Origin of the sequence: Enterobacter cloacae complex sp. ECC445, assembly GCF_021892025.1 — a bacterium.
GTDB classification, from domain to species: Bacteria; Pseudomonadota; Gammaproteobacteria; order Enterobacterales; family Enterobacteriaceae; genus Enterobacter; species Enterobacter chengduensis.
Map to the genome: position 1 here is coordinate 294,828 of NZ_JAKLRZ010000002.1, position 12,094 is coordinate 306,921.

Below are 12,094 nucleotides of genomic sequence, written 5' to 3' on the forward strand. Positions count from 1 at the left end.
ATCATGATAGATATCACAAGCGGTGACAGACACCTTAAATTAACGCCTTATGAAAGGCTGAATGAGCCCGAAGAACCTGCCTATAGCCGTATTATGGTTTGGGTTGAATTCTCAATCCCTGCCTTAAAAACAGAGTTTGCTGCAGAGTTTTTAGTCGGTCAGTTGGTGCAGTTCCGAAATGATACACAGGGTTTCCATCAGGCCTTAAAGACGGGAGCGAAATTTAAGGATATCAATTTAACCTCGGTATTCGAACAGGTTGTGCTTAAGTTTCATCAGGCACATTTTGCCGGGGCAGTTGGTGTCAGTATGGTTCTTAAGCCTGAAAACCATGCTGACAGTATTACACTTGATGATTCCTTCGATATTGATGAAAGTTACTTTCCCGACCTGCTCTCTGGTCTGGACGATATCATTTCATGGCAAAACTGATACTTATTTGCCTGCAAGCGACTCATAGCGCCCGTCAGCTCTAACAGCTATGAGTCCAAATCCGGCAGCACAAAAAAATATATTCTCCCCAGCAATATTTCCCATCCTCATCCGTCTACCTCATCACAAGCCATAATCAGTTACGGTAAACGAGGTAAACACGATGAGAGATTTTGAAATGCACGGCAGAGGTCACGGGCGCGGATTCGGTCGCCACCGTATGGGCAAGGGCTTAGTCATCGGCGCGGTGATTTTCATCGTGCTCGGCCTGCTGGTGATGTGCCTGTGGAACGCCTTGCTCCCGGCGATCCTCGGCGTGAAGGCCATCGGATTCTGGCAGGCGCTGGGCATTCTGGTGCTGAGCCGCATTCTGTTTGGCGGGCTGGGGTTCCGCCCGGGCATGTTTGGCGCGCACCGCCGGATGCACGAGCGCTGGATGAACATGACGCCCGAGCAGCGCGAGGCGTTTATTCAGCAGCGTCGCGAAGGGTTTGGCCGCCACGGTCGCGGGCACTGCGGCTGGCACGGTCATCGTGACGATAAGCGCGATGACGCCACGCCAAAAGCGCCAGACGCAGAGTGAGCGAAATGAAAGCCGGGGAGGCGGGCGGATCCCTGTTGATGTCGGCGCTCAACGCCTGTCGCGCCCGGCTGAAGGCCTTCATTCGCGGGCGGACGCCCGTCCGCGATGACGCCGACGACATTTTGCAGGAAGTGACGTATCAGCTGATGAAGGTGGAGCAGCCGGTCGAAAACGTCGCCGCCTGGCTGTTCCGCGCGGCGCGTAACGAGATGACCGACCGGGCGCGTAAAAAGCGCGAGGTGTCGCTCTCCGGCTATTTTACGGGCGAAGATGATGACGGTTTTCCGGAGGACGAGCTGGCCGAAACCCTGTTCGGCGTCCCGCACACGCCGGAAGAGGAGTACCTCAAGACGCTGCTGTGGGAAGAGCTGGGTCAGGCGCTATCTGAACTTCCTCAGCCGCAGCGCGAGGCGTTTGAAAAGACCGAGCTTCACGGTTACAGCATCAAAATGCTGGCAGAGGAGACCGGTGCCAGCGAACAGGCGCTGTTATCCCGCAAGCACAAGGCGGTGCTGTTTCTGCGCACGCGGCTGCGGGACGTTTATGACGCGCTGACGGGCGAATAGCGGCGGCAGACAAAACCTTACACTTCCGGCACTTGTAGATTCATCACTATCGTTTATGATCTGGGCGTCTTGTCACTCTGGAATGTTATGCGCAACCGTCAGCTCCTCGGAAAATGGCTTTTGATCGTCACCTGTCTCGCGATGGCGCTTTGCCTCGTGCAGCGCGCGGTGATGCTCAACCATTTTTTACAGGGCCTGGAGACGCAGACGTCCCTGATTGCAGATGCCCCGTCGCAAAGCAGCACCGAGCAGTCCGGGCCATCGCCCTGTCAGCTAGGCGCACACTCGCTGCTTTGCGCGCAGCCGCTGTTCTTCGACGGCGCGCTGCCGGCCATTATTATCTTCTTCGCGCTGCTGCAGCTGTTTACGCAAGGGCGGGCATTTGCGTCCGTGGAACAGCCCGTTCAGGCTCCGCCTCCCCGAATACACCTTAAAAACTGCGTCTTCCGTGAATGAAAAACATCGTCACCACGCGATAATTTTTCACTGTTCACGGAGTAAAACATGGTTAACCTCTTCAGGGGATTCGTCTTCCTGTGGCTGTCCTGCATCGGCATTGTCCATGCGGCAGACACCGGCTGGCTGGTCTCCCCACAAAACGATCACGCCCGCATCCGCTTTCAGGCGGAGAGGGAACAAACGCACGTTAAAGGCCTGCTCACCGTTGAGCTCAAGCCCGGCTGGAAAACCTACTGGCGATCGCCCGGCGAGGGCGGCGTTGCGCCGACAATCCGCTGGCCGGAGGGCGTAACGGATAGCTGGTCCTGGCCGGTACCGTCGCGCTTTGATATCTCCGGCATGACGACCCAGGGCTATCACGACAAGGTCACGATCCCCATTACGCTCGACGGCGTGAAGGGCGACGCGCTCGACGCAACGCTCACGCTCTCTACGTGCAGCAACGTCTGCCTGCTGACGGACTACCCGCTGCATCTCGATTTTACCCAGCCCGTGGATGAGGGTTTTCGCAGCAGCTTCGAGCAAGCAATGCGCGCCGTTCCGGGCACGTCCGGCGTATCCAAGGATCTCTCCGCCTGGCTTTCAGGCGACAAGCTGGTCATTACCGGCACGACGGACGGGAAATGGGATAATCCGGGGATCTACTTTGACCCGCTGGAGGGCGACATTCTGCCCGGAGAGCCGGTTATTACGCACGACGGCAATGCGCTTCGGGTTACGGTACCCGTGACGGACGAATGGGGCGATAAACCCGCGTCGCTGGAAGGCAAGAGGCTGTCGTTTGTGCTGACCAGCGGCGGTCACGCGCAGCAAACCACCATGACCGTTGGCGCTGCGCCCGCCGAGCCTTACGCGCCCGACGGGACGGGAAAAATGGTGCTCTTTGCCCTGCTGGGCGGGCTGATCCTCAACCTGATGCCCTGCGTGCTGCCGGTGATGGGCATGAAGCTTAACAGCATCCTGCAGGCGGGATCGGACAGGCGGGCGATCAGGCTGCGCTTCCTCGCCACCAGCGCCGGGATCCTCACCTCCTTTATGCTGCTGGCGGGGATGGTGACCGCTCTTAAGCTGACCGGGGCGTCGCTGGGGTGGGGCATTCAGTTTCAGAACCCGTGGTTTATCGGCCTGATGGTCGCCGTGACCTTCCTGTTTGCGCTGAACCTGTTTGGCGCGTTTGAGGTATTGCTGCCTTCTGCCGCCTCAGGACGGCTGGCAACCGCAGGCGGCAGGGGGCTTGGCGGCAGCTTCTGCGAAGGGGTGTTCGCCACGCTGCTGGCGACGCCGTGCTCCGCGCCGTTCCTCGGTACCGCGGTCGCCTTTGCGCTTGGCGCGCCGCTGCACGCCCTGTGGCTGATCTTCCTGATGCTCGGCGTGGGCATGAGCCTGCCGTGGCTGTTCGTTGCCCTGGTGCCGAAAACGGCCATGCTGCTGCCGAAGCCCGGCCGCTGGATGAACACGCTCAAGGTCATTCTGGGCCTGATGATGCTGGCCTCCAGCCTCTGGCTGGCGACACTTCTGAGCGGGCATTTGGGCGAGGCGGTTAGCCAGATCGTGATGCTGGTGCTGACGGCCGTCGCGCTCGTGCTGTTCGCGCTGAAGGGGCCAAAATCTTCACCGCTGTTTTGGGTCGTGGTCATCGCGCTGCCGGCGTTCGGCGGGTATCAGGCGCGCGGGCTGCTAAACGCGCCGCCGGACGCTCCGGCACAAAACGTTGCGCAGACCATCCCGTGGCAGCCGCTCAGTGAAAAGGCTATCGAAAGCGCGCTGGCGCAGGGGAAACGGGTGTTTGTGGACATTTCGGCGGACTGGTGCGTGACCTGCAAAGTTAACGAGCACCGGGTCCTGAACCAGCCTGACGTCATTGCCGCGCTGCGCCAGCCGGACGTGGTGGCCCTGCGCGGAGACTGGAGCCAGCCGTCCGCGTTCATCGCGGATTTTCTGGCGAAGCGAAACCGCTACGCCATTCCGTTTAACGCCGTTTATGGCCCCGGTCTGCCTGAGGGGGAGATCCTCTCGCCGCTGCTGGACAAGCACGCCCTGGTCACCACCCTGAACAACGCAAAAGGCTAACTGTGTCATGAAAAAACTCCTTATCACGCTTATGCTCCTGCTGGCCCCGGTTCAGCTGTTCGCCGCCCAGCCGCTGACGCCGGACCAGGAGCAGCGCGCGCAGAAGATCATCGCAGATTTTCTGTTTAACGATCCGAACTCCCCGCGCATCGGGGCAAAAAATCCGAAGCTCACTCTGGTGGTGTTTACCGACTACAACTGCCCGTACTGCAAGAAATTCGATCCGTACCTGGAGAAGATCGTTGAAAAACATCCCGACGTCGCCGTGGTGTTTAAGTTTTTACCTTTCCGCTCGGAAAGCTCGCTAACCGCCGCGCAAGACGCCTTAACGCTCTGGCGTCAGGATCCCGGGCAGTTTATGAAGCTGAACCATGCCCTGATGGCGAAGAAGGGGTACCACGATGACGCCAGCATTCAGGAGGCGCAAAAGCGGGCGGGCGTGAGCGTCACGACGCCGGACGAGGAGAGCCTGATGACGATCAGGCGCAGCCTGCTCGTTGCGGAAAAAATGGGCATACAGGGTACGCCCGCCACGCTGATTGGCGAGGGATTACTGCCAGGCTGGGTGCCGTTCGAACAGTTCGACGAAATGGTCAGCGACGCGCTGAAAAACCGCTAACCTGAAGGGGGCGCAATGCCCCCGATAAACCGGAGAGGGAAATGAAAAAATTATTGTTACTTTCGGCGCTGGCGACCTCAGGGCTGGTCCAGGCCGCTGACGCCATACCGGATGTGGTGAAGCTATTCAGCGAGCAGCAGGATATTAAAATCATCAAGAAGCTGGATGCCCCCGGCGGCGCGCCTGCCTGGCTGGGGCAGTATCAGGACATGGGCGTGACGCTCTTTTTAACCCCGGACGGCAAGCACGTGATTTCGGGCTATCTGTATGACGAAAAAGGGAAAAACCTCAGCGAGGGCTATTTCCAGAAAGAGATCTATGCCCCGATGGGGCGCGAAATGTGGAAGAACCTCAACGCGGCGCACCCTCTGAAGGAAGGGGCGGAGAACGCGCCGCGCAAGGTCTTTGTCTTCGCCGATCCGTTCTGTCCGTACTGCAAGCAGTTCTGGGCCGAAGCGCAGCCGTGGGTGAAGGCGGGCAAGGTTCAGCTCAATACGCTGCTGGTGGCGTTTCTTAACCCCAACAGCGGGCGTAACGCCTCCGCTATTCTGAATGCGAAAGATCCGGTCTCAGCCTGGCGCGAGTACGAGCTCTCCGGCGGCAAAAAGTTACCGAAGCCTGAGGGGGAAGCGTCGCGCGAAACGGTAGCGATCCTGCAGAAGCATCAGACGCTGATGGACAGCCTGGGCGCCAACGCCACCCCGGCCATTTACTATCTCAATGCGGATAACGAGCTGCAGCAGGTGGTGGGGATGCCGGACGCGCAGCAGCTTGAGGCGATGTTCGGGCCGAAGCCGTAAAAAAAAGGCAGAAACGTGGGGTTTCTGCCTGACCGTTATTCAGCTACCCCAGCGTCCACGGAGATAGTTCACCGCCTGCTGCGTCTGCGGCTTGTTCAGGTAATCTTCCCGGAACAGGATGGTGCCGTTGACGTTGGGCAGCGAATCGTTGAGATCGAGCTGTTTTTTCAGCTCCGGCACGCCGCCCTGAACCGTCCAGTCCGGCTCGTTTCGCGACGGCTCGCCCACCTTGTAAAACGCTATCCCGATATACAGGCGAGTGTGGGTCGGCTTCACGACGTCGGCCCACCATTTGGTCAGCACGTCGTAGCGGGCGGCATCCCGGGCGAAAGGCCAGTAGATCTGCGGGGCGATGTAGTCCAGCAGGCCCTGCTGCACCCACTGACGCGTATCGGCGTAGGATTCATCATAGGCCGCGGCGCCGCGGGTGTCGGAGCCTGCCGGGTCAAAGGAGCGGTTACGCCACACGCCCGCCGGGCTGACGCCAAACTCAACGTCGGGCTTGGTCTGTTTAATCGCGCGGGAGACCTGGACGATCAGCTGCTGCGTGTTGTGTCTTCGCCAGTCGGCCTTTGAGGCAAATCCCTGTCCGTACTGCCGGTAAGTCTGTGAATCATTCAGCGCGGATCCCGGGGATTCGGCGTAAAAGTAGTCATCAAACTGCACGCCGTCTACCGGGTAGTTCGCCACCACTTCGGTCACCACGCGGGTGATCCAGTCGCGCACCTCCGGAATGCCGGGATCGAGCACGAAGCGATCGCCCGAGATGCGCACCCACTCAGGGTGCTGGACATAGACGCTGGACGGGGACTGATACGCGGTCCGGTTCAGGGCGGCGATGGTGGACGGCTTGGTGTTGGTGGACACGCGGTACGGGTTGAACCAGGCATGGACCTTCATGCCGCGCTTGTGCGCTTCATCGAGCATAAACTGCAGCGGGTCGTATCCCGGATACTCCCCGATGTTGCCCGTCAGCATATCTGACCACGGTAAAATTTTGGATGACCAGAGCGCCGTGCTGTCCGGCTTCACCTGGAAAAATACCGTATTAATGCCGAGGTGCTTCAGGTTGTCGAGCTTTGCAATCAGCGCCTGCTTTTGCATCGCGATGCGCTGGTCCGCGCTGCGGCCGTTCACCGAGGCCACCGGCGGCCAGTCGAGGCGCGAGACGGTCGCCAGCCAGATCCCGCGCATCGGCTCGTTGGTCTGCTGGGCGGGTTTGCTCACGGTGGGGAGCGGGGTTACCAGTGATTTGGGTGGTTTTGAGGAGCAGCTTACAAGTAAAAGTGCGCAGGCCGTCAGCGCACCAATCCGTTTTACGTGTCGCGTCATTTGCGTATTAGCTCTTGATAATCCGACTGTTGGCCCAGGGATTAAAGGCGGGTGCCGCCTGTTCTGCGCTCACCTCATCGTGAAGGGAGTCCAGATACAGGGCTTCAACTTCCGCGCGCGCCCACGGGGTGCGGCGCAGAAACTTCAGGCTCGACTTAACGCTGGGGTCTTTTCTGAAGCAGTTAATTTTGATGCGGTCGCCCAGCTCGCTCCAGCCATACTTCGCCACCAGGGCGTTGACCATCATCTCCAGCGTTACGCCATGCAAAGGATCTTTGGAAATATGTGCAGTCATAGGCGTCCGGGCGTCTCGCTTAATTGGGATTGGGGTAAACGCTGAAAGGGTACAAGAAAGCAGGGGAAGCGGCAATTTTCCTTTTCCCCTCGCTCACTTTATGACGGACTCCGTGCGCTGGTTTTCACCGACAATTTTTCCCGCGCCGTTTTCAATCGTAAAGTGAATCGACACGTCGTCCTGGCCCGCGGGCGTGACCGTAAGCGTTTTAACCATCGTTCCCGAGTCGGCGGCGATCGTCGACGTTGTCGTGCCTTTTGCCAGTATCTTATCGCCCTGGCTGATGCGCCAGGACAGAAGACATTCGCGGCACGGTTTCCAGGTGTCGTTGATGGCCCAAAGACGCACGGTGGCCGCCGCCCCGGATGTCCACTGGGCGGTGACCGGCTCAATGGACGGCAGAATCGGCTGGTAGGCGCGTTGTAACGCGTAAAACCCGGGCTTAGGCTTACGCAGGTAGTCGACCACGCCCCAGTTGATAGAGGGCCAGGTTTCAACAAACATGAAGTGGAACAGGGCCGTCACCGGCTGGTATCGCTGTCGGCGATAGCTTTCTGCCGCGGTGGCGACCAGCTGAGACTGATACGCCTGGGTGTTGCGAATCATCTCCTGAATAGTCTTCCCGCGCGGAATACCGGCAAACTTAAAGGTCTGGAAGGGCTGAAAGTTATGGTATTTCCAGACGCTCCAGCCGGGATCGTCAGCGGCGCTGGTTTTTGGCCACAGATGCGACGCTGGGATGATGGTTTTTAGCGTGGACAGGCGGGGCAGCGCCTGCGCGCCGAACTCGGTAATGATCCCCGTTTTGGCCGGCGTAAGCAGGTCGCGTACGGTGCCGAAATACCAGCCCGCCCAGTAATGTTCCTCAACGGCGGAAAAGCGATGCACGATGCGGGAACTATCTTCGGCCAGCGTATCCGCGACCCGTTGCGTAAGCGTGCGGTTCAGATCTTTATTCCAGTCGGGAAAGCGTTTTTCCATCCACGGCGAGTTCCACGGCGGTTCGTTATGCCCGCCCCAGACGATAATGGCGGGGGAATTACCGAACTGTTCGATCATCTCCCGCGTCTGTCGCACCGCGTTTTCCGTAAAGGCATCGCTGCTGTCGTAGCCCCACTGCAGCGGGACGTCCTGCCAGATCATCATCCCCATCTCATCGGCCACGTCATATAGCGCGCGCCCGGCAACGTGTCCGTGCACGCGTATGGCGTTGGCGTTCATGGCTTTCACCAACTGGAGGTCGCGACGATATTTCTCTCGCGTCATGGTGCTGAGCCAGGGGGAACCGATGTAATTACTGCCCTTAATGAAAAGGCGCCTGTCGTTAATAAGCCAGCCCTTATTGTCGGGCTGCTCGACGATTTTACGCAGCCCGGTGCGGGCTGTCGCCGTGTCCATCACGCCGTTTTCATCGCGTAATGCCACGCGAATGTTATACAGGTGCGGTTTCCCCGTGCCGACCGGCCACCACAGTTTTGCCTCCGGCATCGGTAGCGTCACCTGCGCGGAATGGGCGCCGCTTTCGAGGGTAACCGGTAAATCTGCCTGGTAGCGTTTGCCGCTGAAGTTGGCGGGCGTGGCGGTGAGCCGCACGGTCGCCGGGGCCTGACCGCGCGCGCGATAGCGGATCTCGGCCTTCAGCGTTGGGTGCGTCAGCCCCCGGGACCAGTCCGGACGGAGGATAACGTTGTCGATCGCAACACCCCGGCTGAGATGCAGCCTGACCGGTGCCCAGATGCCGCCAGAGTTGGCGTCCTGTCCTTCCGGCGACCAGGCGCCCCCGGGGCGCGTATCATGCTGGTTAAGGATCCCCTTCATGGCGGTCTTATGCAGCGGCCAGACCGTGTGCGGATCTTCGTAAGGGCTATCCACCCTCACCACAAGGCGGTTGTGACGTTGTAACGCCGGGCTGGCATCCAGCGAAAAGCGCTGAAAATAGCCCTCATGCTTGCCCAGCGGCTGGCCGTTCAGCGTGACGTCCGCCAGATAATCGACGCCGTCAAACACCAGGGTGCTCATCACGTCAGGCGGCTGCGCGGGCAGGGTAAACGCCTGCTTATACCACAGCGCACCCTGATGATCGTACCCGGCGCTGTACCAGTTGGCCGGGACCTTAAGCGCGCGCCAGCCTGACGCGGGAGGCGTGGTGCTGTCGTTAGCGTCCTGAACCTGCCACTCTCCCGCAAGAGACCAGCTGACCGGGACCGGGTTCGCCGCCAGCGGGGGAATAAAGAGCGATAAAAGCAGCACGAGGCTTCGCGTCATGGTTCGTTTACCCCGCGCGCGTTGAGCCACGCCAGCAGGCGCAGCGATTCCTTACGAAGATTGTCATTCAGCGCCGCAAGCTGTTGCCCATCCAGCGCATGCGCGCCGCTTTCCAGCCCCTGGAGCTGCCGGGCGAGCGTGCTGAAGTCCAGCGTGACGGCTTCTCCGCGCAGCTTATGGGCAGCGCGTCGCAGTGCGTCACGATCGTTGCCGTCGATGGCCAGGGCAATGGTTTTAATCGCCTCATTGAGCCCTTCGCCAAACAGGGCCAGCAGCTCCTGCACCAGGGCGGGATCGTCAGCGCACTGTTTCAGCAGGCGCGCTTCATCCGGGAAACCGGCTGACTCATCGTGGCGCTCGAGCACGCGGGCAATCTCTTCGGCGAGACGCGCCTGGCTGATGGGCTTAGCAATGTAGCCGTCGAACCCCATGTTGAGACAGCGCTCTTTATCCCCCTGCATGGCGTGAGCGGTCATGGCAACGGTGGATTGAGCCGGGCCGGGGCGGGACCGTTCTTCTTCCCGCAGCAGGCGAATGGCGGTTTCACCGTCCATCTCCGGCATCTGAAGGTCGATCAGCAAAACGTCCCAGACGCCCGCGCGCCAGCGTTCCAGCAGCGCGACGCCGTTATCAACGATCTGACAGCTGTGGCCGAGCCGCTCGAGCAGGCGCGCGGCGACCTTCTGGTTAACCAGATTATCTTCTGCCAGCAGGATCCGCAGCCCCGTCGCCACGGAAGAGGCGGCAGGCGCGGGCGTGTTTTCACTCACGGGCACCGGCGAACGCTCAAACGCGTCGGCAATCGCCTGATGCAGCTCGTCGTGGGCGATAGGCTTATGCAGATAGCGTTTAATCCCGATCCGCTTCAGCATAGTGATATCAAAATGCCGGCTCATGGAGCTCAGCATGATGATATGGCTTTCAGCAACCTGCGGCAGCACCGAAAGCTCAAGCGCCAGGGACACGCCGTCCATATCGGGCATCTGCGCGTCCAGCAGGATCAGCGGCCATGCTGTTCCCCTTTTAACCCGGTCAATGGCCTCGCTGGCGTTGTTAACGCAGGTGGGTTTTAGCCCCATCTGGCTGAGCATGGCGGCCAGCAACTGCAGGTTGGTTGTATTGTCATCGACCACCAGTACCGCCTCTCCATTGAATCGGTGGCTATATGGCCGTTCCTCTGAAGAGAGCGCACAGGCGGCTAGCGGTAACGTAAAGGCAAACTCGCTGCCTTTTCCGGGCTCACTGCTAACCGTTAGCTTGCCTCCCATTGCTGAAACCAGCCACGAAGAAATGGTTAACCCGAGTCCTGTTCCGCCATAGCGGCGGGTGGTTGAATTATCCGCCTGGCTGAAGGCTTCAAAAATGACCTTCTGCTTATCAGCCGGTATGCCAATGCCGCTGTCGCGAACCCGAAAACGCCAGTGACTCTCGCTATCGCCGGGCTCGACAATCAGGATAATTTCCCCCTGATGGGTAAATTTCAGCGCGTTACCCAGTAAATTAGTCAGGACTTGACGAAGCCGGTCGCCATCAACAAGCAGGATGTCTGGTACAACGGGTGCGATATCCACTAGAAGTTCAATGCCTTTATCACTCGCGCCGGGCATTAGAGGGCGAATCAGTGACTGTATAAAAGGGCGAATATTAACCGGCCCGGAGTCCAGTACCACTTTGCCAGCTTCAATACGGGAAAAATCGAGAATATCGTTGATGATATGCAGCAGAGACTGCGCTGAACTCATCACCAGCGTCAGATAATCGCGCTGATCGGCGCTGAGAGGGGTATCGAGGCATAGCTGGGTCATGCCGATGATGCCGTTCATCGGGGTGCGGATTTCATGGCTCATATTCGCCAGAAACGCGCTTTTCGCCTCGTTGGCTTTTTTTGCCTCAAGGGCCGAGGCGATCGCCTGAATTTCAGCCTCTTTGCGCCGGGTTATATCCTGAAGCGTGCCAATCACCCGCTCGGCGTTTCCCTCAATGGAGAGCGTGACGACCTGCCCGGACAGCAGCATCCAGCGCAGCCCTTCGCCAGGGTGATGCACGCGGATCTCGCATTCAAAGACCGGGCGGTGATCCTGCTTCGAGGCGTGCAGCGCCCTGCGCAGCGCAGCGCGATCGTCCTCGTGGACATGATTGAGCAGAAAACGCACCGGATATCGCCACTGCGTACGTGACTGACCGAGCATGGCAAGCAGGGTATCGTTCACCTGCAGCGTGTCGCCGGAAACCTGCCAGTCCCAAATCCCGATATGAATGGACTCCGCCGTCAGCAAAAAGTCGTCATGCAGCTGGTGGCGCGCGCGCTGGGCTTCGTCCAGCTCGGTGATGTCGCTGTGCAGGCTGACAATGCCGCCGTCCGCGAGCCGCTGGTGCTGGACGAAGATGCGGCGCTGTCCGGCCTGGCGCACCTCGCAGTGTTTATCCTGCCGACAGTTGCGCACAATCGACTCCCGCAACGTCTGGCGCAGGCCGGGATCGACGTTGTAAACGGCATCGATAAAGCGCTCCGCCAGCGCTTCAAGGGGCGTCCCTTCCTTCAGCCACGGGGTGATGACCGGATAGAACAGGGCCACGTTGTGATTCCAGGCCTGCAGGCGTTCATCACGGTCATAAATCATGACGGCGGCCGGCAGCGCGTTAAGATCGTACGTGAATGCGCTCATCGTGATT

The 12,094-nt window shown here is 59.6% G+C and carries 11 protein-coding genes; 7 read left to right on the forward strand and 4 right to left on the reverse strand.

All coding sequences use genetic code 11. The annotated features are described in order from the left end of the window. Window positions 1–3: 3 nt before the first annotated feature. The 7 genes from L6R44_RS02880 (at window position 4) to dsbG (ending at window position 5,529) form a co-directional block, all read left to right on the forward strand. A complete protein-coding gene (locus L6R44_RS02880) occupies window positions 4–432 on the forward strand; it encodes a WapI family immunity protein (RefSeq protein WP_237423187.1) in 429 nt (142 codons plus the stop codon). Window positions 433–595: 163 nt separating this feature from the next. Continuing rightward, the gene (locus tag L6R44_RS02885; protein ID WP_237423188.1) at window positions 596–1,015 is read left to right on the forward strand and encodes a hypothetical protein; all 420 of its coding nucleotides are present in this window, start codon (window positions 596–598) and stop codon (window positions 1,013–1,015) included. Window positions 1,016–1,020: 5 nt separating this feature from the next. Next, window positions 1,021–1,581: an RNA polymerase sigma factor gene (locus L6R44_RS02890; protein ID WP_080283023.1), complete on the forward strand. Its 561-nt coding sequence runs from the start codon at window positions 1,021–1,023 to the stop codon at window positions 1,579–1,581. Window positions 1,582–1,668: 87 nt separating this feature from the next. After that, complete coding sequence (locus L6R44_RS02895; protein ID WP_032640659.1) at window positions 1,669–2,037, forward strand: hypothetical protein; 369 nt, start codon at window positions 1,669–1,671, stop codon at window positions 2,035–2,037. Window positions 2,038–2,085: 48 nt separating this feature from the next. Further along, entirely contained in the window at window positions 2,086–4,110 is a 2,025-nt protein-coding gene (locus L6R44_RS02900) for a protein-disulfide reductase DsbD family protein (protein ID WP_237423189.1), read from the forward strand. Between the two features lie 7 nt (window positions 4,111–4,117). After that, window positions 4,118–4,729, forward strand: a complete 612-nt coding sequence (locus L6R44_RS02905) for a DsbA family protein (RefSeq protein ID WP_237423190.1) — start codon at window positions 4,118–4,120, stop codon at window positions 4,727–4,729. 41 nt (window positions 4,730–4,770) lie between these two features. Continuing rightward, window positions 4,771–5,529: a thiol:disulfide interchange protein DsbG gene (gene dsbG, locus L6R44_RS02910; RefSeq protein WP_237423191.1), complete on the forward strand. Its 759-nt coding sequence runs from the start codon at window positions 4,771–4,773 to the stop codon at window positions 5,527–5,529. A gap of 39 nt (window positions 5,530–5,568) precedes the next feature. Here the strand turns inward: dsbG and L6R44_RS02915 are convergent, their stop codons facing one another. The 4 genes from L6R44_RS02915 to L6R44_RS02930 form a co-directional block, all read right to left on the reverse strand. Then, window positions 5,569–6,861, reverse strand: a complete 1,293-nt coding sequence (locus L6R44_RS02915; protein WP_237423192.1) for a glycoside hydrolase family 10 protein — start codon at window positions 6,859–6,861, stop codon at window positions 5,569–5,571. 7 nt (window positions 6,862–6,868) lie between these two features. Further along, a complete protein-coding gene (locus L6R44_RS02920) occupies window positions 6,869–7,156 on the reverse strand; it encodes a VF530 family DNA-binding protein (RefSeq protein WP_032640648.1) in 288 nt (95 codons plus the stop codon). A gap of 93 nt (window positions 7,157–7,249) precedes the next feature. Then, window positions 7,250–9,421: a glycoside hydrolase family 2 protein gene (locus L6R44_RS02925; RefSeq protein ID WP_237423193.1), complete on the reverse strand. Its 2,172-nt coding sequence runs from the start codon at window positions 9,419–9,421 to the stop codon at window positions 7,250–7,252. Further along, entirely contained in the window at window positions 9,418–12,087 is a 2,670-nt protein-coding gene (locus L6R44_RS02930; protein WP_237423194.1) for a hybrid sensor histidine kinase/response regulator, read from the reverse strand. The genes L6R44_RS02925 and L6R44_RS02930 overlap by 4 nt, the downstream gene beginning before the upstream one ends. Window positions 12,088–12,094: the final 7 nt, after the last annotated feature.

Bases quoted from the DNA above. Each gene is read 5' to 3' on its own strand.
- L6R44_RS02880 (WP_237423187.1), top strand. From the start codon at position 4: ATGATAGATATCACAAGCGGTGACAGACACCTTAAATTAACGCCTTAT.
- L6R44_RS02885 (WP_237423188.1), top strand. From the start codon at position 596: ATGAGAGATTTTGAAATGCACGGCAGAGGTCACGGGCGCGGATTCGGT.
- L6R44_RS02890 (WP_080283023.1), top strand. From the start codon at position 1,021: ATGAAAGCCGGGGAGGCGGGCGGATCCCTGTTGATGTCGGCGCTCAAC.
- L6R44_RS02895 (WP_032640659.1), top strand. From the start codon at position 1,669: ATGCGCAACCGTCAGCTCCTCGGAAAATGGCTTTTGATCGTCACCTGT.
- L6R44_RS02900 (WP_237423189.1), top strand. From the start codon at position 2,086: ATGGTTAACCTCTTCAGGGGATTCGTCTTCCTGTGGCTGTCCTGCATC.
- L6R44_RS02905 (WP_237423190.1), top strand. From the start codon at position 4,118: ATGAAAAAACTCCTTATCACGCTTATGCTCCTGCTGGCCCCGGTTCAG.
- dsbG (WP_237423191.1), top strand. From the start codon at position 4,771: ATGAAAAAATTATTGTTACTTTCGGCGCTGGCGACCTCAGGGCTGGTC.
- L6R44_RS02915 (WP_237423192.1), bottom strand. From the start codon at position 6,861: ATGACGCGACACGTAAAACGGATTGGTGCGCTGACGGCCTGCGCACTT.
- L6R44_RS02920 (WP_032640648.1), bottom strand. From the start codon at position 7,156: ATGACTGCACATATTTCCAAAGATCCTTTGCATGGCGTAACGCTGGAG.
- L6R44_RS02925 (WP_237423193.1), bottom strand. From the start codon at position 9,421: ATGACGCGAAGCCTCGTGCTGCTTTTATCGCTCTTTATTCCCCCGCTG.
- L6R44_RS02930 (WP_237423194.1), bottom strand. From the start codon at position 12,087: ATGAGCGCATTCACGTACGATCTTAACGCGCTGCCGGCCGCCGTCATG.